Below are 22,453 nucleotides of genomic sequence, written 5' to 3' on the forward strand. Positions count from 1 at the left end.
GCAGATCATTTCTGACAACTGCGCCACACCTCACGAATCAGCACCTGCATCTTCAGCGCTTCGGACCAGCGATCGCTGATTTCGCACCCGTCCGCGCCGGTGATCGCATAAGGCGGCGGGCCGAGTTCGCAGGTAAAGGACAGGCTCTGCGGCGTCTGCGGGCGCGCCAGCCAGTCTTCGATCCCGTAGCGCCACCACTCGGTAAAGCGTCGGACCCAGGCTTGGTGCTGGGGAAACGCCAACGAGACTTGCACCTGCTCGCTGCTGGCTACCCGACCGTGGAAACCCCAGCTGTGGCGCAGGATGCTGCGTATCTGCGCATCGTCCTCGGCGGCGCCCGGCTCCGGCAGTTCGCGCCCGACCACGTAGTGGGACAGGTCGGCCAGCAGCTTCAAGTCGGGCATCTGTGCCAGCAGATCGAGGGTGAACAGCAGATCATTGGTGAGGCGATAACGGTGGGTTTCCAGCAGCACCGGAAATTCCACCTGTTCGGCCAAGCGCTGCCAGCCTTCGACCAATCGCGCCGCTTCGCTTTGAGTGCGTGGGCGCACGTCGGCTTGCAGGGTGAGGTGGTGGCAGCCGTAGCCACTGATCACCTCCAGCGCGGCGGCCAGGTCACCCACCGACTGCGGGAATAACTGGCCTTCGATCTGCAAGCCTTGCGCCGTGGCGGCGGCGTGCAGGCGGGCGACATCGGCGGGCTTGAAGTAATGATCGGTAATGCCGTCGAACCCGGCGGCCTTGATGCGCTCGAGTTGAGCCTCGAGTGGGCCGGGTTCGGTCTGCATGGCCCACAGGGATTGGAACACCAGGAATTGGCGCATATCAGCCTCGCAGCAGGTGTTTGAGGGACAGCTCGGGGTTGGCCAGGCTGGCGGGATCGAGTGAGCGTCGCGCGCTGATCAGGCGCTCGCAGAGTTTGATGTCCTTGGCCACGCTGTTGCCTGGCGCCCATCCGCACGCGCCTTGCAACTGGTGATCGGCATCGAGATGGAACAGCAACATGCCGCCGCCCGGCAAAGGCCGGCTGACCGTCGAGGGCGTGAGCACGCCGACGGTCAGCAAGCCCCAGTCGTACTGGTCGGACCAGAACCCGGGGAGCGCCTCGAACGGCACATCGCGGCCCAGCAGGTTCAATGCCGCATGCCGGCCCTGGACCTCGGCGTTGCGCCAGGTTTCCTGGCGCTGATAGAGGCCATCCAGGCGAAACTCACACACGTCACCGGCCGCAAAAATATCCGGCGCACTGGTACGCAGGTGCGTATCCACGCGTATGCCCTGGCCCACGTCCAACCCCGCTGCGGCGGCCAATTCGATATTGGGTTGCATGCCGATGCCGACCACCACCAGGTCGCAGGGCAAGCGTTGCCCGTCCACCAGCAGCACGGCGTCGGCCTGGCTCGATTCCAAGGCCACATTCAGGCGAACGTCGACCCCGTGCTGGCGATGCAGGGCCAACAGCGCCTCAGAGATAACGGCCGGCAACACCCGGCCCGCCAATCGCGGCCCGGCTTCGAGCAGGGTGACCTCACAGCCAAGGCCACGTGCCGTGGCCGCCACTTCCAGGCCAATAAAGCCGCCACCGACCACCACCAACCGCGTGCCGGGCTTCAGCGCATCGCGCAGGGCCAGCGCTTCATCGTGGGTACGCAGGTAGAGCACGTTGGCCTGCTCCTGAGGCAACCGGCGCGCCCGCCCCCCGATGGCCAGCAGCAGGCCGGCGTACCGCAGCCATTGGCCATCGGCCAGTTGCAGGCGATGCTGTTGCGGCTGCAACTGCGTCACCGGGTTAGCGGCGATGTGCTCGATACCCAGCTCGGCCAGTCGCGCGCTGTCGCACAGGCTGCAGCCGGCCAGGTCCGCCGTGCCCTGCAACACGCCTTTGGACAGCGGCGGCCGCTCGTAGGGCAAGTGCGGCTCATCGCCAATCAGGATCAGCCGCCCGGTGTAGCCTTCTTCACGCAAGGTCAGCGCCGCACGGCCGCCGGCATGACCGGCGCCGACGATGATCAAGGGATCGTGCATGATCAGGCCGTGACAGCGAGCAACACCCGCCCCGCTTCGACCCGCACCGGGTAGGTCTTGAGGTTGACGCACACCGGCGCGCCGAGGGCCTTGCCGGTGCGGTAATCGAAGCGCCCGTTGTGCTTGGGGCACTCGATCACGTGGTCCATCACCAGGCCATCGGCCAGGTGGATTTTCTCGTGGGTGCACAGCCCGGCGGTGGCGAAGAATTCATTCTCGGCCGAGCGATACACCGCATAGGTGTGCGGCCCATGGTCGAAGCGCAGCACGTCTTCTTCGTCTATTTCGCCCACGGCGCAGACGTCGATCCATTGATCGTTCATGGCGTTTTTCTCTTGTTCTTGGGTGGGGTTCAACCGGCAGCGGTTTCTGCATGCACCGGCGCATGGGCAGCCGGAGGCGTATTCGGGTGAATCGGGCGCTGGACGAAATAGGTGGGATCGCTGCGCTGCTTCCAGATGGTCGGCAGGATCTCCTTGAATGCCTCGAACAGGTTGGCGTACGGCGGCGGGCAGTCGCTGCGGATTTCGTCGTGCAGTTGCGCGAGGGCGTGGTACGGCACCATCGGGTACATGTGGTGTTCGAGGTGGTAGTTCATGTCCATGTAGATAAAGCGCAGCACGCGGTTCATGTAAATGGTGCGGCAGTTGCTGCGGTGGTCGAGTACATCTTCGGCCAGGCCGACATGCTGCGTGAGGCCAAACAGATAGCCGAGCCACGCGCCATAAATACTCGGCAGGCCCACCAGCATCAGCGGCAACCAGCTATGCAGGTACAACGCGGTGCCGATCACCACGGCATAAATGCCGACCCAGATACGCGCGGCACGGAACACCTTGGGCCATTCGGATTCGGGGATGAAGTCCGCTTCCTGGGCACTCATCTTGCCCATGGCATGGCGCGCCACGCCGCTGAAGGTTTTCCAGGCCAGGGGCAGGTTGAACAGGCTCAGGCACATCATCCAGAAGCTCGGCGGACGCGGTTCGACGATCTCCGGGTCACGGCCGACCACGATGGTGTCGGTATGGTGCCGGGCATGGCTCCAGCGCCACACGTGGGGTTCGAAGATGCACATGAAGCTGGCGACCTGATACAGCACATCGTTCATCCAGCGGGTCTTGAAGGCGGTGCCGTGGCCGGTTTCGTGCCAGCGCGGGTTGGAAGCAGTGCCATACAGCACGCCATAGACCAGGAAGAACGGCACGCAGGCCCAGGTGCCCCAGAACCAGTAGCCGCCAAAACCGCTGGCAAACAGTGCGATCACCCAGATCGCGGTGTCGAGCAGTGCCGGGCCGTCACGGCGTTGCATCAGTTCTTTCATGCGTTTACGCGAGATCGGCGATTGGTACCAACTGGCCGAGACCAGGCCTTTTTCAGCGGCGCGGGCGGCTTCGGGGCCGGTGAGGCTGTAGTCGCGGCGGCCGATAGGAGCGGTGTGTTCAGGCATTGTTATTGTTCTCCACAAGCGGGTGGTTTCTGGTGCTGTGTGAAACCCACCTTAGAGAACGGGTTATTCACCCTCAAGGCCTTGAATCCATTCCCTATCAAGCTATCATCCAGGCCCAGCGGGGCTTGATAGTTTTCTATCAAGACGCACAAGGGGCCAGTCATGAACAACAACAAACGCCCAACCATCGCCAGCGTGGCCGCCCATGCCGGGCTGAGTGTGGCCACGGTCGACCGCGTATTGAATGCGCGGGCACCGGTCAATCCCGAGACTGCCGAGCAGGTATTTCAGGCGGCCGAAGCCGTGGGGTATTTTGCGGCGCGGCTGATCGGCCAGCGCATTCGCGAGCGTCGGCCGACCTATCGCTTCGGCATCCTGTTGCTGGCCACCGCCCAGGCGTTCTATGCCAGCCTGGCGCAGGCCATCAGCACCGCCGCGGAGCAGCATGCCAACGCCAACCTGACGTGCCAGTTCGAGTACATCGTGGACCGCTCGCCCAACGCCATCGTCGCGCAGATCGAACAGTTGGCCGTGCAGTGCGATGGCCTGGCGGTGGTCAGCTTTGCCCATCCGTCGATCAACGCCTGCCTGGCGCAAATCCGCGCAGCCGGCGTGCCCGTGGTCGCCCTGCTCTCGGATATCCACGAACAGGCGGAGGAACCCTACGTAGGCCAGGACAATCATGTGGTCGGCCGCACCATGGGCTGGCTGCTCGCCCGCACCTGCGGCGCGCGCAAAGGCAGCGTGGGCATCCTGCTCGGCGGCCATCGTTTCCTCGGCCACCAGGCACGGGTCGAAGGCCTGCACAGCTACCTGGCCGAGCACGCGCCGGGGCTCAAGCCGCTGGAGCCGTTGATCAACCTCGACAACTGCGACATTACCGAAGAAGCCACCCTCGACCTGATCAGCCGCCACAGCGATCTGCGCGGTCTATGCGTGGTGGGTGGCGGCGGCGACGGCATCATCAGCGCCCTGGCGCAGTTGCCCAGGCGGCCGGCGTTGTGCTGCATCCTGCAGGAGTCCACCGAGCTGTCGCGCCAGGCGCTGCGCCAGGGTTTGATCGATGTGGTGATGGACTCGCAGCCGGGGCAGACGGCGACGGCGTTGGTGCAGTTGATGGTGGAGTTGCAGACTGCCGAAGGGTTCGATCCGGTGCGGCAGCGGGTGTATATACCGCCGCAGATTGTGACGTCGGAGAACCTCTAGCGGGCACGGCACTGGATGATCAAACCGCCCTCCTCCCGCACGTGACTCTCAATCAGCACGGGCAGGAAGTGTTGGATCACCTGCATGTTGCTGTGCAGATGGTCGCTCATATGCGGTGTGGTGAAACGACCACCGCCGGCCAATGCCATCGGCAACAACAATTGATCGGCCAGATGTTCGCCCACAGCCGTGTCGGTGCCCTTCCATTCCATGACCTGCTCGATCGCCTGGTCAGCCACCGTCTCGGCGCGCACGTTGACCTGGCCAAAAGCGCTGAACACTTCGGTGACGTGCTCATGGACATACTCCAACATCAGCATGTTGCCCGGACCTCGTTCCGGGTCGATCTCAATCGGGCACAACTGGGAGTCATCGAACGACAAGCGCTGGCGCACGCGCTTGAACTCGCGTTCGCTGACCTGCGCAGGCAACCCGGCGTTAAGCGTTATCGCCCGGGCTTCGAGCAGTTTTCCGCGCTGCATCAACTGCAACGGTGCCAGTTGCGCCGGCTGAATAAACGCCTCCAACTCACCACCACCGGCAGGCACAAACCCATACCGGTTCAAGCTCAATTCGATAACCGCGCCCATGCGCCGTAACAGCGGAAGCCAGGCCCGCTGCAAAAAGTCCACCGGCGGCGCCAGCGGATTGTGGGTGCCGCCGCAGATCGTCACGCGACTGGCCGTGGGCGCGCGCAGCAAGGCCGGCAACAGGGTCTGCAACACCAGGGTGCAACTGCCGGCGGTGCCGATGCTGAAGCGGTATTCGCCGCCTTGAATCGGCCCCGGCTCGAACACCAGGGATTGCGAGCCCAATTGCGCACCGTGTACCTGGGCCCCACAGACTCGCGCCGCCGCCAGCACAGCGGTCAGGTGTTGACGCATCAACCCTGGCCGGCTGCGCTTGGCGCGAATATTTTTAATCCGCAGGGTCAGTCCGGTCACCATCGACAAGCTCAGGCCACTGCGCAGTACCTGGCCACCGCCGATGGCGCCGTCGAGTTCAATCACGTCCTGTTTCATCGTCATCCTTAAGCAAAGCGTTTGACCGTGTCCCGCAGGTACTGGTCCAGTTGTTGTGAATCCGCATGAGTTCGTGGCAATCCAGGCACGCTGCGTTCTAATTCAGCTTGTATGTACGCGTGCAGCGCCGGACGCCGAGGCCCGTAGGCCGCTTCCCCGGCATTGCGTTTCAACGCCAGCAGGGTTGCCACTTCATCGAGCAGTTGCGCGTCATCCACGGTGCTCAACAAATCGGCGAACGTCATCGGCGGCCGGCCCAGCCCGAGGTCGATCCAACGCACCGCGAGTAATGGCCGCAGCACGTAGAAGTACTTCTTGAACCGCACCGTGTCGCCTTGCAGGTAACCACGGAAGTTTTTCTTGGCCATTGACAGATAATGACTGCGCGCCGCCGACGGGCTGTAGAACGTCTCTGCCAAGGCGCGCAACGGTTGTGTGGCCTCGACGTGCTGGCGATACACCAGCGGCGAGTCCAACCATTCCAGCAACGTGGGATTGGATTTGCGCAGCAGGCCCAGGGTCTTGCGCAACTCCCAGCCACTGACATCCAATTCGTCATCCAACGGACGCTCGATCACATCGCGCGGCGCATCTACCTGCATGAACCAGTCGGGTTTTTCCACGTAGACAAAGCGCACGTCATAGTCGCTGTCGGTGGACGCAAACCCCCAGGCCCGGCTGCCGGACTCACAGGCATACAACACCGTGACATTGCGTTCGCGCTCTATGCGGTCAAGCTCCTGTAGCACCCGCGCGCGCATGGCGTCGCTCAATGGGTGGCGTTCATCCTTTTGCATCTTGCTTCCCCTCTCAGCCTTTGACGCACACTACCTGGCGCAAGGTGTGCAGCACTTCCACCAGCTCGCGCTGAGCGTGCATAACCTGGTCGATGTCCTTGTAGGCCATCGGAATTTCGTCGATCACATCGGCATCCTTGCGGCACTCGACATGGGCGGTGGCGCGGATCTGGTCGGCCACGGTGAAGGTGTTCTTCGCCTTGGTGCGACTCATGGTGCGCCCGGCGCCGTGGCTGCAGGAGCAGAACGACTCTTCGTTACCCAGCCCACGCACAATGAAGCTTTTGGCGCCCATGGAGCCCGGGATAATCCCCAGTTCACCTTTCTTCGCCGACACCGCACCTTTGCGCGTGACCAGGATTTCTTCGCCGAAGTGCCGCTCTTTCTGCACGTAGTTGTGATGACAGTTCACGGCCTCCAGCGCCACTTCAAACGGTTTGCTGATCACCTGGCGCGTGGACTGGACCACCGCACGCATCATCAACTCACGGTTCTGCCGGGCAAAATCCTGGGCCCAGCCTACGGCTTCCACGTAGTCATCGAAGTGCTGGCTGCCCTCTTCGAAGTACGCCAGATCGCGGTCCGGCAAGTTGGCCAGGTGTTGACGCATATCCGCCTGGGCCAGTTGGATAAACAAGTTGCCGATGGCGTTACCCACTCCACGGGAGCCGCTGTGCAACATGAACCACACACGGTTGGCTTCATCCAGGCACACCTCGACGAAATGGTTACCGGTGCCCAAGGTGCCCAAGTGGTGGCGGTTGTTGCTGCGCTCCAGTTGCGGGTACTTGTCGGTGATCGCCTTGAAGCGCGGGTGCAGCGCCGACCACACATGATCGGCCTGGGTCGGTACATTTTCCCACGCACCTTTGTCGCGACCTTTACGGCTATGGGTCCGACCATGCGGCACTGCGGCCTCGATGGCGCAACGCAGGCCGTGGAGGTTGTCGGGCAAGTCGCCGGCCATCAACGTGGTACGCGCAGCGATCATGCCGCAGCCGATATCCACGCCCACCGCCGCCGGGATGATCGCGCCCACGGTGGGGATCACGCTACCGATGGTCGAGCCCTTGCCCAGGTGCACATCGGGCATCACCGCGAGGTGCTTGAAAATGAACGGCATCTGGGCGGTGTTCATCAGTTGCGCGCGCGCTTCAGGCTCCACAGGCACACCCTGGGTCCAGAGTTTGATCGGCTTGCCGTTGGCGACTTCCAGCAGTTGGTAGGTGGTCTCTTGCATGATCTCGATTCTTTAATGTGCAGGCCGACACTGCGGCGTTGGCTGAGGGACTGCAGCGGGCGTGCCACGTTTTTCCCCACCTCTAAAATAATTTATAAGCAATTGTTTTATATAGATAATTTAAATAACTGCAGCTTTCGATTTTGAAAAACGATGACAACTCCGCAGCCAAATTCATATCCTTCCATATCGTCATTTATCTTTTGGTCTAGTCATGAAACACAAGCGCACGGTCGCCATCGGATTTATCGGATCCAAGCTGGATCGCGTCGGCAAGGGCGCCAACCGCTGGAATCACTGGCGCCCCAGCGTCGGTCTGTGCCAGCAGGAAAACTTGCAGGTCGATCGCCTGGAGCTGATCCACGATGTCGACGCCCGTGACGTCAGCCTCGCCGAGCGGGTACGTGCCGACATCCAGCAGATCTCGCCGAATACCGAGGTGCGCCTGCACCCCATGCCACTGCACAACCCCTGGGATTTCGAAGAGGTCTACGGCGCGCTGCACGATTTTACCGCCGCCTACACCTTCGACACCGACCACGAGGACTACCTGGTCCACATCACCACCGGTACCCACGTGGCACAGATTTGCTGGTTCCTGCTCACCGAGGCACGCAACCTGCCGGCGCGCCTGATCCAGACAGCCCCCAGTCGCCGCCGGGACGACACCGCTCCCGCCACCGGCACCCACACCCTGATCGATCTCGACCTGTCGCGCTACGACCGCATCGCCTCGCGCTTCGCCCACCAACGCCTGGAAGGCCTAGACTTCCTCAAGTCCGGGATCGCCACGCGCAGCAGTGCGTTCAATGCTTCCATCGAACAGATCGAGCGCGTGGCCGTGCGCTCCACCGCGCCCATGCTGCTGATCGGCCCCACTGGCGCAGGCAAATCCTTTCTCGCCCGGCGTATTTACGAACTCAAGCGCAGCCGCCACCAGGTCCAGGGCCGCTTCGTGGAAGTCAACTGCGCCACCCTGCGCGGCGATAGCGCGATGTCGGCACTGTTCGGACATACCAAGGGCGCCTTCACCGGCGCGCAGAACTCCCGCGACGGCCTGCTGCGCGCAGCGCACGGCGGCATGTTGTTCCTAGATGAAATCGGCGAGCTGGGCCTGGATGAGCAGGCGATGCTACTCAAGGCTATCGAAGAAAAACGCTTCTATCCCATGGGCGCCGACCGTGAGGTGGCCAGCGACTTCCTGATCATCGCCGGCACCCACCGCGACCTGCGCGGGCGCGTGGCTGAAGGGCTGTTTCGCGAAGACCTGTATGCGCGCATCAACCTGTGGACCTTTGACCTGCCAGGCCTGGCGGGAAGGCGCGAAGATATCGAGCCCAATATCGACTTCGAACTGGAGCGCCATGCCCGCGAGCAAGGCCGCCGCGTGCGTTTCAACCTGGAAGCGCGCCGCCACTACCTGGCGTTCGCCTGCTCCAGCGAAGCGGCGTGGCCAGGTAATTTTCGCGAGCTATCAGCCTCCATCACGCGCATGGCCACCCTGGCCGACAGCGGGCGTATTGATGAAGTCCTGGCCGGAGAGGAGATCCAGCGCCTGCGCTGCGCCTGGGGGCTGACCGAAACCCATGCACTGCTGCCGCCTGATCTGGACCTGTTCGACCAGCTGCAACTCAAGGCGGTGATCGACGTGTGCCTGCAATCCGACAGCCTTTCCGACGCCGGCCGACGACTGTTCGGGGTTTCGCGCCAGGCCAAGGCGCAACCCAATGATGCTGACCGCCTGCGAAAGTACCTGGCGCGCTTTGCCATTGATTGGAAGCAGTTGAAACCTTAGGCCTTATCCGCGGCGAAAATCGCTGGCACTCAGCCCGAACCGGCTCATTTTGTTGTACAGCCCGCCCCGCGACACGTTCAGTTGCCGGGCTGCCAGGCGGATGTTGCCGCCGGTGTTCTGGAGTGCGGCGACGATGGCGTGCATTTCGTGGCTGCTCAGGTCCTGGGCGGGTTGCGGCTCATAGGCGCGCAGCGGGGTGTGCTGCCTGGTTTCCATCGGCAGATCGGCAGGCTGAATCAGCTCGCCCATCGCCAGGTTGGTCGCCCGCTCAATACTGTTTTCCAACTCCCGCACATTGCCCGGCCAGCCATAGGCCGACAGCAATGCCATCGCCTCCGGCGAAAAGCCCTGCACCGACTTGCGCAACGAGCGTGCACAGCGGGCCAGGAAGTGCCGCGCCAGCAGCGGAATGTCTTCGCGGCGCATGCGCAGGGGCGGCACGGTGAGGTTCAGGACGTTGAGGCGGTAGTAGAGGTCTTCGCGAAACGCGCCTTGCGCCACGGCCTGGCTGAGGTTGCGGTGGGTGGCGGCAATGATGCGCACGTCCACTTGTCGCGAGTTCTTCGCGCCCACCCGGGTGATTTCACCCTCCTGCAACACCCGCAACAGGCTGACCTGGGCATCGAAGGACATGTCGCCGATCTCATCCAGAAAGATGGTGCCGCCATCCGCCAGTTCGAACTTGCCCGCCGAACCGCCACGGGTGGCGCCGGTGAACGCGCCCTCGACATGGCCGAACAGTTCGCTTTGCACCAGGTCACGGGGGATCGCCCCGCAGTTGACCGCCACGAAGGGGCCTTTGTGGCGATCGCTGCCGTTGTGGATGGCCTGGGCGAACAGCTCTTTGCCGGTGCCACTTTCGCCGAGGATCAGCGTGGTGGAGTCGCTGCGACTGGCGATACGCCCCAGGTGCACGGCGTCCTGGATGGCTCGGGAGCTGCCCTGGATGGTTTCAAATGTGTAGCTGGCCTGGGTGCCGATCAGGCGCCGGGTGATTTCGCGGATGCGGCGGTTTTCACGCAGTGACACGATCACCCCGCCCTGCTCCAGCGGGCACACCGACACCAGGCAGGCGAGTTGGCCCCGGTCAGCCAAGTGGAAGGTGCAATCGAGGTCGCGCACGGGCTCGCCAAGGACGTCGCTCAACTCGCTACGGCCCAGTTGCTGGAACGGCCGCCCGATCAGCTCCAGCCCTACGCCGAACAACTGCCGGGCATACCGGTTGAGCGCCTTGATGCAGCCGCGCTCGTCCAGTACCACCAGGCCTTCGTTGAGGACTTCGAGCACCGCTTGCTGCTCCTCCAGCAACACCTGCAACGCCATCTGCCGCGACACCGCCTCGGCGGCCGCCTGCACCGTACCGAGGGTATGGAAGTGAAACCAGCCAGGCTCGGCGGTGAGGGTCAGCATCGCCACAGTGTGGCCCTGGGCATTCCTGATCGGCGCGGCGGCGCAGTGCATGCGGCGCTGGCGCAGGCCGATGCCGAAGTTTTCCTCGGCCAGCACGTACACCAGGCGGTCTTCGGCCAGGGCCAGGCCGGTGCAGTTGGTGCCTTGCACCGACTCCAGCAGGCGGCTGCCGACCGGAGTGATGTCCAGGCCACAGAAATACAGGGTGGTGCCATCGGCATCGGTGAGGTTGATATGGCCGCGCGGGTTGTAGGCCAGCAAGCCGTGCATGACTTGCGCGGCAGCGGCGATCAGCACGCGGTGGGTGGTCAGGGTGGCGGTCAGCGTGTCGGCTGCGACAAAGCGGTACGCGTTGTCGGCTGGATCGATGCCCGCCTCGACGCTGCGCCGCCACGAATCCCAGATCACTTGGCGCACGGACGCCGGCCGGTCGACCTGGCCGGCCAGGCAATCGCGCCAGGCCTGCTCCAGCGCGGCCACCGGGCCGTCATTCAGCGCCGCAGGCCCCAGGGTCGTCAGGTAGTCGAGGTCTTGCACACTGAAGGCCATGCTCATTGGGTGATATCCATGTTCATGTTTTTGACATGTCAGTATAGGCATGTCATCAAAATGAACACTTATTGTTTGTAGATATTAATTAACCCTTATTAATCAATAGGTTAAAAACTGGCACACGCCTTGCTCCCACCCCCTTGCCCATCAGGACTGTCCTGAGGCCAATAACAACAAGGGGTCATTGCATGAGTACACAAAACATCCGCCTGGGTTTGATCGGTGCCGGTCGCATGGGCAGCTTCCACGGCCTGACCGCCGCACGGCACATCCCCGGTGCCAGCCTGGCAGCGATTGCCGACCCGACGCCAGGCCAGGCCGCCCGCCTCGCCGCCGAACTGGGGGTGAGCAAGGTCTACACCGACCCTCAGCAGCTGCTCGACGACCCGGCTATCGACGGCGTGATCATCGCCGCCCCGGCCCGCAGTCATGCCGAACTGGTGATCAGCGCCGCCCGCGCCGGCAAGGGCATCTTCTGCGAAAAACCCATGGCCATCACCCTCGATGAGGCCGACCGCGCCATCGCCGCTGCCGCCGATGCGCGAGTGCCGTTGCAGGTGGGCTTCAACCGGCGTTTCGCCAAGAGCTTTCGCACCGCGCACCTCGACGTCGCCGCCGGCCGCATCGGCACGCCGCAGTTGCTGCGCTCGCTGACCCGCGACCCGGCGCTGAACAACCCGGCCAACTCGCCGCAATGGGTGATCTTCCTCGAAACCCTGATCCACGACTTCGACACCCTGCGCTACCTCAACCCCGGTGCCGAGGCGAAGCAGGTGTATGTGATGGCCGACGCACTGATCGCTCCGCAATTCAAAAGCAAAGGCTTCCTCGACACCGCAGTGGTCGCGATCCGCTTCGACAACGGCGCCATCGCCACCGCCGAAGCCAACTTCCAGGCCGTGTACGGCTACGATGTGCGCGGCGAAGTGTTCGGCAGCGCCGGTATGCTGAGCATGGGCAGTCTCAACGACAGCGACCTGGTGCGCTATCTGGCCCAGGGCATCCAGGCCGACACCCAGCGCCTGGACACCGACCTGTTGCGCGACGCCTACATTGCCGAGCTCAACCACTTTGTCGACTGCCTGCGCAGCGGTGCCAAGCCGATGGCCAGCGGCGAGGATGCGCGCGCGGCCCTGGCGATTGCCCGTGCGTGCATCGAGTCGTTCGAAACCGGCAAGGCGGTGGCGGTATGAGCCCGTTCAAGCTGGCGGTCAGCGCCGAGATGGTGTTTCTCGACCTGCCGTTTGTCGAGCGTGTAAAGCGCATTCACGCACTGGGGTTCAGCGCCGAAATCTGGAACTGGACAGACAAGGACATCACCGCCCTGGCCGCCACCGGCGCCGATTTCACCTCCATGACCGGCTACATCAGCGGCACCCTCACCGACCCCGATGGCATCCGCCAGTTACTCGACAGCGCCCGCGAATCCTTAGGGGTAGCCGCACACCTGAATTGCCCCAGCCTCAACCTGCACGGCACCGGCCTGGGTGAAGGCGGCCTGCCCGTTCAACCGGTGAGCCTGGCCACCGGGCGCATGTGGCTGAGCGCCTGCAAGACCCTGGAAAAAATCGCCCGCCTGGGGGAAGACGCCGGCCGTGTGTTCCTGCTGGAAAACCTCAACACCGAAGTCGACCACCCCGGTACGCCATTCGCCCGCGCCGACGATACCCTGGCGCTGATCGAGGCCGTGGGCAGCCCGTACCTGAAGATGAATCTGGACCTGTACCACGCGCAGATCGGCGAAGGAAATTTGATCGAACTGATCCAGCGCGCCGGCAGCGCCATCGGTGAAATCCAAGTGGCCGATGTACCAGGTCGCAAGGAGCCTGGCACCGGTGAAATCCACTACCCGGCCATTGCCAAAGCCTTGCACGCCATAGGCTACAGCGGGGTGGTCGGCCTGGAAGGCTGGGCCAGCGGCGACAGCGAGCTGGCCCTGGAGCGTTTCCGCCAGGCGTTCACCCTATAACAATAAAAGGATCACCCTTATGAATCGCTATTCGTTGTTTGCTGCCACCTTGTTGCTGCTGTTCAGCCAATGGACCTTCGCGGCTTATCGCATCGGCGTGAGCATTGCCCGGGTCGACGACAACTTCATGACGTACGTGCGCACCGGCCTGGAAGCGGCCGCCAAGCAGCAGGATGTGCAGATCCAGTTCGAAGACGCCCAGGGCGATGTGGTGCGCCAGCTCAATCAGGTCGAAGGTTTTCTCAACCAGAAGGTCGACGCGGTGATCGTGCTGCCGGTGGACACCGCCGCCACTGCCAACATGACCCGCGCCGCCGTCTCCGCCAAGACGCCGCTGGTGTACGTCAACCGCCACCCGGACGAACGCACCCTGCCCAAGGGCGTGGTCACCGTGGCCTCCAACGACATCGAGGCCGGCCAGTTGCAGATGCGCTACCTGGCGGAAAAACTCGGCGGCAAGGGCAACGTGGCGATCATCATGGGCGACCTCGCACAGAACGCCACCCACGACCGCACCGAGGGCGCCAAACAGGTGCTCAAGGAGTTTCCCGGTATCAAGGTGGTCGAGCAGCAAAGCGCCGAATGGCAACGCAGTAAAGGCATGGACCTGACCAGCAACTGGCTGCTGGCGGGCACGCCGTTCGATGCCATCGTGGCCAACAACGATGAAATGGCGATTGGCGCGGCCATGGCCTTGCAGCAGGCGGGCAAAGCCAAGGGCGATGTGGCAATTGTGGGCATTGATGGCTTGCCCGACGGGCTGGCGGCGATCAAACGCGGCCTGCTGACGGCGTCGGTGTTCCAGGACCCGAAGGCCCAGGCGACCCAGGCCTTGCAGGCGGCGGTGCGAATGATCAACGGCGAGGCGATTGAGCCGCAGGTGTGGGTGCCGTTCGAACTGATCAAGCCCGAGCAGGTGGCGGTGTTCGAGCAGCGCTACCAATAAACTGGAGTGTGGTGATCCAAGTGTGGCAGGGAGCAAGCTCCCTCCCACATTTTTAGTCCAAGTCGCGAGCGCTATGGCGTTCGGCCAACTGCTCATGGGGCTCGCCGGACACCCGGTTGACCCGCCGCCCACGCTGCACCGCCGGCCGCGCTTCAATCGCGTCCGCCCAGCGCAACACATGCTGGTACTCATGCACCGAGAGGAACTCCGCCGCGCCATACAAACGCCCTTTGACCAACCCGCCATACCAGGGCCAGATGGCGATATCGGCGATGGTGTACTCATCACCCGCGATGTATTCGCTCACCGCCAGGCGCTGGTCGAGCACATCGAGCTGACGCTTGGTCTCCATGGCAAAGCGGTTGATCGCATATTTCATCTTGCTAGGCGCATACGCATAGAAGTGGCCGAAACCACCGCCCAGGTAGGGCGCGCTGCCCATCTGCCAGAACAACCACGACAGGCATTCGGCGCGGGCGGCGGGTTCGGTGGGCAAGAACGCGCCGAACTTCTCCGCCAGGTATTGCAGGATCGCGCCCGACTCGAACACCCGAATCGGCGTGGCGCCGCTGCGGTCCAGCAGTGCCGGGATCTTGGAGTTGGGGTTCACCCCCACGAAGCCGCTGCCGAACTGGTCGCCGTCACCGATCTTGATCAGCCAGGCATCGTACTCCGCACCGCTGTGCCCCAGGGCCAACAGCTCTTCCAGCAGGATCGTGACCTTCTGCCCGTTGGGCGTGGCCAGGGAGTACAACTGCAGTGGATGCTTGCCCACCGGCAATTCCTTTTCATGGGTCGCGCCGGCCACAGGGCGGTTGATGCTGGCGAAAGTGCCGCCATTCTCGGTGTCCCAGGTCCACACTTTCGGGGGTACGTAATCGGTCATGCTTACTGCTCCAAATGTGCTTGCGTTCAACGAAGCGTTCCAGACTAAACCAAAGGTCGATGGCTCGTCACACCGTGAATGCGGCCAATCTCCAGGCTGACGTCAAAGATGCAGCGGTGCACCCACGGCGTCATTGCCGGGCACCGTTACCCGCAGGGCAATCAACAAGGCGGCCAACAGCATCAACACACCGGCGCCGAGAAACACCCCGCTGATGCCACTGAGACTGAACATCGCGCCCCCACCGGCCGCGCCCGCCGCAATGGCCGACTGCACGGACGCCACCACCATGCCGCCGGCACTTTCAGCTTGATCCGGCACGCTGCGGGCTACCCAGTTCGACCACGCCACCGGCACGCCGCCAAACGCCATGCCCCACAGCGCCAGCAGCAACGCCTGGCCTGGCAGCGAGGCCGGCAGCAACACCAGCGCCAGCGCCGCGACGCCCACCAACACAGGCATCAGCACCAAGGTGCCGCGGGGATAACGCACCAGCATCCAACCGGCCAACAGCGTGCCGACGAAGTTGGCCGCACCGAAGCCCAGCAGCATCAAGGCCAGCCCTTCAGTGCCCACGCCCGTGGTGCTTTCCAGGAACGGCCGGATATAGGTGAACAGCGCAAAGTGCCCGGTGTGCACCAACACGCAGCCCAACATGCCGATGGCGATGCCTGGACGCAGCAGCACATCCAGTACCGTGCGCAAGCGTGCAGTCCCCGAGGGCGCCAGGCGGGGCAGCGTGAACAGTTGGAACGCCAGCGTCACTGCACCGACGGCGGCGGCGGCAACGAACGCACTGCGCCAGCCATACAGACCACCGAGGTAGCTGCCCAGCGGCACAGCGACCACCGTGCCCACCGCAATACCACTGAAGATGATCGACAGCGCGCGGGGCAGCAGCGCCGCTGGCACCAGGCGCATCGCCACGGCGGCGGCCATGCTCCAGAAACCGCCCAGGGCAACGCCCAGCAGGATACGCATCAGCAGTAATACCGTCAGGCTTGAAGAGAACGCCACCAACAGGTTGGACGCAATCATCAGCAGGGAGAAACCCAGTAGCACCACGCGTCGGTCGATCCCACGCGTGAGGCCGGGCACCAGCAGCCCGGCAAACAACGCCACCACTGCCGTCACCGTCACGGCTTGGCCGGCCAGCGCCTCGGACACTCCCAGGTCCATCGCCATTGGCGTCAACAAGCTTGCCGGCAGGTATTCCGCCGTCAACAAGCCGAATACCCCCATGGCCAGGGAAAACACCGCCATCCAGGCGGGCGCATCGGGCTCAACTTGGGCAGAGTGAGCGGCTTGGGCTACACAATCATTCATCACACGACATCCTCGGTCATTAGCACGACGGCCAGTCTAGGTTTGCCAACCCGGATGATCTATGATGCAAACCCTTGAGTTTTTGACCGAAACCCCGAACATGGCTGCAGCGGCGCCCTTCAACCTGTCCTCCGACCTTATCGACGAACTGCTGCGCGGCATGCGCCTGCGCGGCGTGCAGTACCGACGCATCCAGGCCGGACCGAGCTTCGGCATGGGCTTTGACGCCAGACCGGGGCATGCCTACTTCCACCTCCTCGCCGCAGGAACGGCCACCCTGCGCACCGATGACGGCAGCCTGTTCGAATTGTCGGCGGGCAATGCCGTGTTCATCTCCCACGGCGGTGCCCATGCGCTGCTGTCCAGTGCGGACAGGCCGGTGCAGGCCATCGGCGGCTTTGACACGACACCACTGGGCGAGACCGTCTGCGCCGTGGACGCATCACCGGACTCACCGCCGAGCACGTTGCTGTTCAGCGCCTGCATGGAGTTCGAACTCGGCAGTCTCCAGGGGCTCGGCAGCCTGATGCCAGCCTTGATGCTGATCGATGCCCAGGGCCAGCGTTACCCCGGCCTGATGCCGATCCTGGCGGTGATGGAGCGCGAAGTCGCCGCGGCTCGCGTCGGCTACCCCGGCATCCTCACGCGTCTGGCCGATGTGGTGGCTGCCATGATTGTGCGGGGTTGGGTGGAATGCGCCTGCGGCAATGCGTCGGGTTTGGTCGCAGCGTTGCGCGACCCACGCCTGGCGGGCGCCCTGCTCGTGCTGCACCAGCAACCCGGGCGCGATTGGAGCGTGGCCGAACTGGCCGCGCAGTGTCACACCTCCCGCTCGGTATTCGCCGAGCGCTTCCAGGCCACCCTGGGTCTCCCGCCACTGCGCTACATGACGGAACTGCGCATGCGCCTGGCCAGCCAGTGGCTGACCCTGGAACGTTTACCCATCGAAGAAGTGGCGCTGCGCCTGGGCTACACCTCCCAGGCGGCGTTCAGCCGTGCATTCAAGCGCATTACCGGCCAGCCACCGGGGGCCAGCCGGCAGAACATCAGGCGTCCTGCCTGAATGACCGCAGCCTGACCTTGGCAGGCAACATTCAGTCATTGCGCACGCCGATCCTGTGCCCTTACTCTCTGGAGCCATCACCTTGAGAGCAACGGAGGCTTCATGAAACTGATCGGCATGCTGGACTCGCCCTACGTACGCCGCGTGGCCATTTCCCTGGACCTTTACGGCGTCGATTTTGTGCATGAACCGCTGTCGGTGTTCAGCACGTTCACCGAGTTTTCCCAGATCAACCCGGTGGTCAAGGCGCCGACCCTGGTGCTGGATGACGGCACGGTGCTGATGGATTCCAGCCTGATCCTCGACTATCTGGAAACCCTGGCCCCGGCCGATAAAAAGCTGCTGCCCCCCTCCCCCGCAGGTCGTGCCCATGACCTGCATATCCTTGGCCTGGCCCTGGCGGCCTGCGAGAAAAGCGTGCAGATCGTTTACGAACACAACCTGCGCCCGGCCGAAAAGCTGCATGCGCCCTGGCTGGATCGCGTCAGCGGGCAATTGCTGGCGGCGTACTCGCTGCTGGAAAAACAACTGCCTGACAGTCAGGAGGTGACCCAGGCTTCCCTGACAGCGGCAGTCGCCTGGTCGTTCAGCCAGTTCACCGTGGCGTCGGTGGTCAAGGCCGATGCGTTCCCCAACCTCAAACGCCACGCCGAGCGGCTGGAACAGCACTCGGCTTTCAAGCGTTATCCAATCGAGTAGGCAAGCCAGTTCTAATGTGGGGGGGCGGCGTGACTATTCGAATTGCTGCCGATGACTATGTTTCAGCAACAGGTGTGCAGACTGACACGCCGCGATCTCGTAGCGTCAGTGATTAAGGCCGAAGCGTTTCCCAATGGTCGACGCTATTGCGAATGAATAGAACCGCCTCCGGTATCCAAACGTCATGCCATCGAATACACGCCCTGGAGTTCAAGCGCCCTGATCCTGAGGTAATCGGCGGCAATCACTTCAGGGTCAGCATGTACCAGATACACCGTGCCTGGCTGGCTGAACACATCCTGAGTCACACTTAGTGCGTGCCCATCGTCAACGTAAAACACCGCATCAAAGAAGGACTCAAGCTTAAGCAATTCATTCAGAAAAAAGCCCTGTTTGAAACGTCCCTTCGCACGGTTGATCAAGCAAACGTTGTAGGTGTGTTGCATCAGCCTATAATCGGTGTTTCCTGCCACTAATCGGGCAAACAGTTCAGGTGCAGTGATCGATAAAACAGTTGCTTCGATTTGGCCGAGACCTGTCGTTTGCCTAGACACGTCGGGCCGTAAAATACCATCGGTTCGTGCAGCGATCTCCACCAGTTTCGGGCCATCGTCAGTGAACATAACTTCGGCGTGGCTGGGGCCGTTACGGATGCCGAGCGTGCGCACCACTGCCCGAGTGTAATCCACCAAGCTCGAATACTCCGGTGAATCGGCGTCAATCAACTCATCAATGTCATAGAGGACCCCACCGCTTTCAGTACGCTGTTTCTGATAGCGAACTACTTCTGTGACAAGCTGCTGGCCGTTGAGCGAAACCATATTCACCACATATTCCACCCCTGCCAAATACTCCTGGATCAGCACCTGGTGATTGGGAATGCTCAATTTGTTAGTCGCGCCCAATAGCTTGCCGACTGCAACCTCACAAGCACGCAAGTCCTCACAAATGAATACGCCATCAGCGCCAGCGCTTTCGAGGGGTTTAACCACCACGGGAAAACGACCATGATCATTAATCCAGGTCTCAGCACGCTCCCACGTGTCCGCGGTGAACTGCTGCGCTGCCAATAGCTGCGCTTGGGTAATGCGATGAATCATGTCGTATTTATTTCTGCGGGCGGTGCTCTTCTCGATGTCATTGCGATAAGGCAGTTGAAGGTGCTCATTCAATTCATCCGCCAGCCGTACACCGGTTTCGGCGCCGGCAATAATGAATTGTGGCTTGAACTGCTCGACACTCGCCAACGTGGTGGCAAACCCCGTATTCACGATGACGTTGTCATAAATGGAATAATCGAAGCCTCGATAGTAATAACCGTCCAAGGTGTTGGATGAGGCCACATGCATCAGTACACACCCAGCTTCAGCAAGGCGCTTTGATATAAATTTTCCGGATGAGAAACCATCGACGACAATCACCCTGCTCATGTTGTTTCCCTCCGCAGTGCATATAACGCCCTTCCCAACAGCAAAAACACAATGAGGCTGACCGCAGTAACACTCGCGATAGAGAATTCGACTCTGTCGTCGAGGTACTGCAACAACAAGACAAATACCGGAAGCGTCAACAACACCAAAGAAACATGGATGGGCGTGAGATAGAAGATTGTTTTCTGGATCAAGTAGATGGGCAACAGATGCCCTATCACAACCAGCAGTACCATTGGCAGAATCAACTCGGCATTCAGCCTGAAACTCTCCCCCAAAGCAGTCATTGCAAGGACGCATGCACCGACCATTACCACGCTCCTGACCGCCAGAATTTCATAGACGGACCATTGCCGCCGGTAAAGCTCCTTGGAAAACACCGTGTACATAACCGTACCCAGTGCACACACCACCACGCTGGCGATTCCCATCAGCCGCTCTTCCAGCGTCGTAGTGGCTATACCACTGTCTCCTGCGAAGGAGTTAAACAGCATGATTCCCACGGAAACAAGCACCAGACACGACACCACCGAATCTACGAAAGCGACTTTGGCATTACGCTTGTTGGCCATTAAGATAACTAACGTGAGCGCCGGGCCACAGGCGACCGAAGCGACTCCGACCACGGCAGGCTCCAGGTATTTCAAGGCGTAAAACAGGCCACCCCAATTAAGCAATACTGAAACATTCACGACAACAACTATTACCCAGTGCATCCTTATCTTTGAAAGTAACGAGCCAGCGTTATCAAACAGGGCACACACGACAAAAAAAATGGCAGACGTTGTAAAACAATAAAAAACAACAAGCAGCGTATTGATCGTTTGCGTGACGAATGCTACGTACACATCGAACGCAGCGCTGATCAGGCAAAAAATCAAACCTACAACTACGCCAGAACGCACCATGGATACACCTGTCAAGTTGAGCCAGCAAAGCAATTCAAACCACGCTCACTCCGCTTTCGTTTACCTTGATTTTCAAGACGGACTTAACAGAAAGGCCTGTCATCTTTCGAACCTTTTCGAAACCACCATTTCCAACTTTTTCAACCGCACAGACCACATCGAGCAACTCCCCTCCCGCCGACCTTATCGCTTCAGTTAAAGCAACAATTGCCCCCCCGGTACTCAATGTATCGTCAATAATTGCAACACGATCGCCTGCCTCAATCCCGTTGAGATACATTTCGCCTTGAAAATATTCAGAGTCGATGGAAACTACTTGTTCATTAATAGTGCCAAGACTGTAGGGATACCATCTGGCCACAGCCATGGGAATGCCGGTAAGCAAGGATACCGTGGTAGCTAGCGCAGCTCCCTTATCTTCTTCAGTCACAATTTTTGAAACATTCAGATCCATCAACCTTACTATTCGTTGAGCCACCTCCACCAATACCGCAGGGCGCAACGCGGGAATCTGGTCGGTAAACTCATTCACCGTAGTGTACGCCCCCCCAGAGTTAACAACTTTCGCATCCTTATAGACTTGTTCAAGTAGCATCATCCACCCCACCATACTCAGGATAAAAACCGTCCCAGCGACTCGCATACTTCCAAGAACTGTCAAAAAACACAGTAACAATATTTTTCTTCTGATGCGTTAGAGCGACCTCTTCGCAAACTAATAAATTCGCGCCACACGTAGGCCCGACAGGCACCCTTTCATGTTCAATAAACTGCTTCATTCGAACCCATGCTTCATTGCCATCAACCACTCGCACTTCGTCGACAAGCGCAGAGACCGTATTAGTCGACAGCACCCCACCCCCTAACCCCATCAAATTATGAGGGCGGTGCTCAAATGTTAAATTATTTCTTTCTGAATACAGTGGAGCAGATTTATTGACTTCAATCGCCACTGTCCTTATCTCTCTATACTCACACTTCAACACCTCAGCTATACCCGAAAAAGTTCCTCCCGTGCCAATTGAGCACACAAAAAAATCCGGTACCACATGCTGATGACGTAACGCTTCTACTATTTCTTCTCCACAGTCAGCCCAAGCGGCCTTATTTAATAGGTTATTGGACTGATCAAGAAAAAAAACCTGTTCATTCAACTGTTCAGCTTGATAGCGCCTAGCTGCAAGTACCGCACCCGACAAGAAACCTTCCTTAGGCGTCTCGATTATCTCCGCACCCAATGAGCGTATCTGGACTTTTCTCTCTTGCGTCATGCCTTCAGGCATAAAAATTTTTATCTTGTATCCCTTCAGACGTCCAATCCATGCAAGTGCCGCACCGCCATTCCCTGTGGAGCTATCTACTAGGGTCATACCGGGTTGGATAGCACCAATCTTTTCCAACCCATTAATAATACTTAAATATGTTCTGTCCTTATGGCTTCCCGACGGGTTCAAGAACTCGCACTTAGAAAAGCACCTACCGCCATTAATAGACAGACTTGCCAACTCTATGAGCGGTGTCCTACCAATATCAGTCAGCTTCATGAAAAATAATCTCAATACCTGATAGCCACTTCAAGACATTATCAGATCATTCTCATGGCAAACAACTAGCCGAACGGCTAGGTATTAAAGCCCTCGAAGAGCGCTATACCCCCGCCTCATTACTTGAAAAACGCTTCGAAAAAACCAGCGATGGCGACACATGCCAACCACCGTAAAATGCAAAAAAT

Annotated in this window: 21 protein-coding genes; 7 read left to right on the plus strand and 14 right to left on the minus strand. The window is 60.8% G+C overall.

Annotated features, from left to right (window positions below; translation table 11 throughout):
- Positions 1-5 precede the first annotated feature (5 nt).
- The 4 genes from BM110_RS15030 to BM110_RS15045 are packed head-to-tail and all read right to left on the minus strand — an operon-like array spanning position 6 to position 3,472.
- Positions 6-824, minus strand: coding sequence for a sugar phosphate isomerase/epimerase family protein (locus BM110_RS15030; RefSeq protein ID WP_093513723.1), 819 nt, complete (start codon positions 822-824; stop codon positions 6-8).
- 1 nt (position 825) lies between these two features.
- Positions 826-2,025, minus strand: coding sequence for an NAD(P)/FAD-dependent oxidoreductase (locus BM110_RS15035; RefSeq protein ID WP_093513724.1), 1,200 nt, complete (start codon positions 2,023-2,025; stop codon positions 826-828).
- A gap of 2 nt (positions 2,026-2,027) precedes the next feature.
- A complete protein-coding gene (locus BM110_RS15040; RefSeq protein ID WP_058426960.1) occupies positions 2,028-2,348 on the minus strand; it encodes a MocE family 2Fe-2S type ferredoxin in 321 nt (106 codons plus the stop codon).
- A 29-nt stretch (positions 2,349-2,377) separates the two neighbouring features.
- Positions 2,378-3,472 (minus strand): fatty acid desaturase family protein, encoded by a 1,095-nt coding sequence (locus tag BM110_RS15045; protein ID WP_092245966.1) that lies wholly within the window; start codon positions 3,470-3,472, stop codon positions 2,378-2,380.
- 162 nt (positions 3,473-3,634) lie between these two features.
- Here BM110_RS15045 and BM110_RS15050 point away from each other — a divergent pair, with 162 nt between their 5' ends.
- Positions 3,635-4,678, plus strand: a complete 1,044-nt coding sequence (locus BM110_RS15050) for a LacI family DNA-binding transcriptional regulator (protein ID WP_093513725.1) — start codon at positions 3,635-3,637, stop codon at positions 4,676-4,678.
- On the opposite strand, the gene rtcA is transcribed toward BM110_RS15050, so the two are convergent.
- From rtcA to BM110_RS15065, 3 genes are read right to left on the minus strand one after another with little or no spacing between them, the layout of a single operon-like run.
- Complete coding sequence (gene rtcA / locus BM110_RS15055; protein WP_093128045.1) at positions 4,675-5,700, minus strand: RNA 3'-terminal phosphate cyclase; 1,026 nt, start codon at positions 5,698-5,700, stop codon at positions 4,675-4,677. The two genes, BM110_RS15050 and rtcA, sit on opposite strands and share 4 nt — an antisense overlap.
- An 8-nt stretch (positions 5,701-5,708) precedes the next feature.
- Entirely contained in the window at positions 5,709-6,497 is a 789-nt protein-coding gene (locus tag BM110_RS15060; protein ID WP_093128042.1) for a nucleotidyltransferase domain-containing protein, read from the minus strand.
- A 13-nt stretch (positions 6,498-6,510) separates the two neighbouring features.
- Positions 6,511-7,737 (minus strand): RtcB family protein, encoded by a 1,227-nt coding sequence (locus BM110_RS15065; protein WP_093128040.1) that lies wholly within the window; start codon positions 7,735-7,737, stop codon positions 6,511-6,513.
- 214 nt (positions 7,738-7,951) lie between these two features.
- On the opposite strand from BM110_RS15065, the gene rtcR reads away from it, so the two are divergent.
- Positions 7,952-9,532 (plus strand): RNA repair transcriptional activator RtcR, encoded by a 1,581-nt coding sequence (rtcR, locus tag BM110_RS15070; RefSeq protein WP_093513726.1) that lies wholly within the window; start codon positions 7,952-7,954, stop codon positions 9,530-9,532.
- Positions 9,533-9,535: 3 nt separating this feature from the next.
- Here rtcR and BM110_RS15075 read toward each other — a convergent pair whose 3' ends face one another.
- Positions 9,536-11,497, minus strand: a complete 1,962-nt coding sequence (locus BM110_RS15075; protein ID WP_093513727.1) for a sigma-54 interaction domain-containing protein — start codon at positions 11,495-11,497, stop codon at positions 9,536-9,538.
- A 185-nt stretch (positions 11,498-11,682) separates the two neighbouring features.
- Between BM110_RS15075 and BM110_RS15080 the strand changes: the two genes are divergently transcribed.
- From BM110_RS15080 to BM110_RS15090, 3 genes are read left to right on the plus strand one after another with little or no spacing between them, the layout of a single operon-like run.
- Positions 11,683-12,687 carry a Gfo/Idh/MocA family oxidoreductase gene (locus BM110_RS15080; RefSeq protein ID WP_093513728.1) on the plus strand — a complete coding sequence of 335 codons (1,005 nt, stop codon included), beginning with the start codon at positions 11,683-11,685 and terminating at the stop codon, positions 12,685-12,687.
- Positions 12,684-13,463, plus strand: coding sequence for a TIM barrel protein (locus tag BM110_RS15085; RefSeq protein WP_093513729.1), 780 nt, complete (start codon positions 12,684-12,686; stop codon positions 13,461-13,463). Before BM110_RS15080 ends, BM110_RS15085 begins: the two co-directional genes overlap by 4 nt.
- 19 nt (positions 13,464-13,482) lie before the next feature.
- Complete coding sequence (locus BM110_RS15090) at positions 13,483-14,409, plus strand: sugar ABC transporter substrate-binding protein (protein ID WP_093513730.1); 927 nt, start codon at positions 13,483-13,485, stop codon at positions 14,407-14,409.
- Between the two features lie 52 nt (positions 14,410-14,461).
- Here the strand turns inward: BM110_RS15090 and yghU are convergent, their stop codons facing one another.
- Together yghU and BM110_RS15100 are read right to left on the minus strand one after the other, a co-directional pair.
- Positions 14,462-15,295, minus strand: a complete 834-nt coding sequence (yghU, locus tag BM110_RS15095) for a glutathione-dependent disulfide-bond oxidoreductase (RefSeq protein WP_093513731.1) — start codon at positions 15,293-15,295, stop codon at positions 14,462-14,464.
- A gap of 102 nt (positions 15,296-15,397) precedes the next feature.
- Positions 15,398-16,621, minus strand: coding sequence for an MFS transporter (locus BM110_RS15100; RefSeq protein ID WP_092245989.1), 1,224 nt, complete (start codon positions 16,619-16,621; stop codon positions 15,398-15,400).
- Between the two features lie 64 nt (positions 16,622-16,685).
- On the opposite strand from BM110_RS15100, the gene BM110_RS15105 reads away from it, so the two are divergent.
- Both BM110_RS15105 and BM110_RS15110 read left to right on the plus strand, forming a co-directional pair.
- A complete protein-coding gene (locus tag BM110_RS15105) occupies positions 16,686-17,684 on the plus strand; it encodes an AraC family transcriptional regulator (protein ID WP_093128072.1) in 999 nt (332 codons plus the stop codon).
- Positions 17,685-17,786: 102 nt separating this feature from the next.
- Entirely contained in the window at positions 17,787-18,383 is a 597-nt protein-coding gene (locus BM110_RS15110; protein ID WP_093513732.1) for a glutathione S-transferase, read from the plus strand.
- 182 nt (positions 18,384-18,565) lie between these two features.
- On the opposite strand, the gene BM110_RS15115 is transcribed toward BM110_RS15110, so the two are convergent.
- Genes BM110_RS15115 through BM110_RS15130 form a run of 4 tightly spaced genes read right to left on the minus strand, consistent with a single transcriptional unit; the run spans position 18,566 to position 22,265 of the window.
- A complete protein-coding gene (locus BM110_RS15115) occupies positions 18,566-19,813 on the minus strand; it encodes an ATP-grasp domain-containing protein (RefSeq protein ID WP_093513733.1) in 1,248 nt (415 codons plus the stop codon).
- Positions 19,810-20,721 carry an EamA family transporter gene (locus tag BM110_RS15120; RefSeq protein WP_093513734.1) on the minus strand — a complete coding sequence of 304 codons (912 nt, stop codon included), beginning with the start codon at positions 20,719-20,721 and terminating at the stop codon, positions 19,810-19,812. The genes BM110_RS15115 and BM110_RS15120 overlap by 4 nt, the downstream gene beginning before the upstream one ends.
- 34 nt (positions 20,722-20,755) lie before the next feature.
- Positions 20,756-21,319 (minus strand): type I phosphoribosyltransferase, encoded by a 564-nt coding sequence (locus tag BM110_RS15125; protein ID WP_170856086.1) that lies wholly within the window; start codon positions 21,317-21,319, stop codon positions 20,756-20,758.
- Positions 21,306-22,265: a cysteine synthase family protein gene (locus BM110_RS15130; protein WP_092246001.1), complete on the minus strand. Its 960-nt coding sequence runs from the start codon at positions 22,263-22,265 to the stop codon at positions 21,306-21,308. Before BM110_RS15130 ends, BM110_RS15125 begins: the two co-directional genes overlap by 14 nt.
- Positions 22,266-22,453 lie beyond the last annotated feature (188 nt).

This window comes from Pseudomonas sp. NFPP28, assembly GCF_900115535.1.
In the GTDB taxonomy this organism is placed as follows: domain Bacteria; phylum Pseudomonadota; class Gammaproteobacteria; order Pseudomonadales; family Pseudomonadaceae; genus Aquipseudomonas; species Aquipseudomonas extremorientalis.

Bases quoted from the DNA above. Each gene is read 5' to 3' on its own strand.
- BM110_RS15045 (WP_092245966.1), bottom strand. From the start codon at position 3,472: ATGCCTGAACACACCGCTCCTATCGGCCGCCGCGACTACAGCCTCACC.
- rtcA (WP_093128045.1), bottom strand. From the start codon at position 5,700: ATGAAACAGGACGTGATTGAACTCGACGGCGCCATCGGCGGTGGCCAG.
- BM110_RS15050 (WP_093513725.1), top strand. From the start codon at position 3,635: ATGAACAACAACAAACGCCCAACCATCGCCAGCGTGGCCGCCCATGCC.
- BM110_RS15105 (WP_093128072.1), top strand. From the start codon at position 16,686: ATGCAAACCCTTGAGTTTTTGACCGAAACCCCGAACATGGCTGCAGCG.
- BM110_RS15110 (WP_093513732.1), top strand. From the start codon at position 17,787: ATGAAACTGATCGGCATGCTGGACTCGCCCTACGTACGCCGCGTGGCC.
- BM110_RS15115 (WP_093513733.1), bottom strand. From the start codon at position 19,813: ATGAGCAGGGTGATTGTCGTCGATGGTTTCTCATCCGGAAAATTTATA.
- BM110_RS15065 (WP_093128040.1), bottom strand. From the start codon at position 7,737: ATGCAAGAGACCACCTACCAACTGCTGGAAGTCGCCAACGGCAAGCCG.
- BM110_RS15125 (WP_170856086.1), bottom strand. From the start codon at position 21,319: ATGATGCTACTTGAACAAGTCTATAAGGATGCGAAAGTTGTTAACTCT.
- BM110_RS15130 (WP_092246001.1), bottom strand. From the start codon at position 22,265: ATGAAGCTGACTGATATTGGTAGGACACCGCTCATAGAGTTGGCAAGT.
- BM110_RS15030 (WP_093513723.1), bottom strand. From the start codon at position 824: ATGCGCCAATTCCTGGTGTTCCAATCCCTGTGGGCCATGCAGACCGAA.
- BM110_RS15040 (WP_058426960.1), bottom strand. From the start codon at position 2,348: ATGAACGATCAATGGATCGACGTCTGCGCCGTGGGCGAAATAGACGAA.
- BM110_RS15090 (WP_093513730.1), top strand. From the start codon at position 13,483: ATGAATCGCTATTCGTTGTTTGCTGCCACCTTGTTGCTGCTGTTCAGC.
- BM110_RS15035 (WP_093513724.1), bottom strand. From the start codon at position 2,025: ATGCACGATCCCTTGATCATCGTCGGCGCCGGTCATGCCGGCGGCCGT.
- BM110_RS15120 (WP_093513734.1), bottom strand. From the start codon at position 20,721: ATGGTGCGTTCTGGCGTAGTTGTAGGTTTGATTTTTTGCCTGATCAGC.
- BM110_RS15060 (WP_093128042.1), bottom strand. From the start codon at position 6,497: ATGCAAAAGGATGAACGCCACCCATTGAGCGACGCCATGCGCGCGCGG.
- BM110_RS15080 (WP_093513728.1), top strand. From the start codon at position 11,683: ATGAGTACACAAAACATCCGCCTGGGTTTGATCGGTGCCGGTCGCATG.
- BM110_RS15075 (WP_093513727.1), bottom strand. From the start codon at position 11,497: ATGAGCATGGCCTTCAGTGTGCAAGACCTCGACTACCTGACGACCCTG.
- rtcR (WP_093513726.1), top strand. From the start codon at position 7,952: ATGAAACACAAGCGCACGGTCGCCATCGGATTTATCGGATCCAAGCTG.
- yghU (WP_093513731.1), bottom strand. From the start codon at position 15,295: ATGACCGATTACGTACCCCCGAAAGTGTGGACCTGGGACACCGAGAAT.
- BM110_RS15085 (WP_093513729.1), top strand. From the start codon at position 12,684: ATGAGCCCGTTCAAGCTGGCGGTCAGCGCCGAGATGGTGTTTCTCGAC.
- BM110_RS15100 (WP_092245989.1), bottom strand. From the start codon at position 16,621: ATGAATGATTGTGTAGCCCAAGCCGCTCACTCTGCCCAAGTTGAGCCC.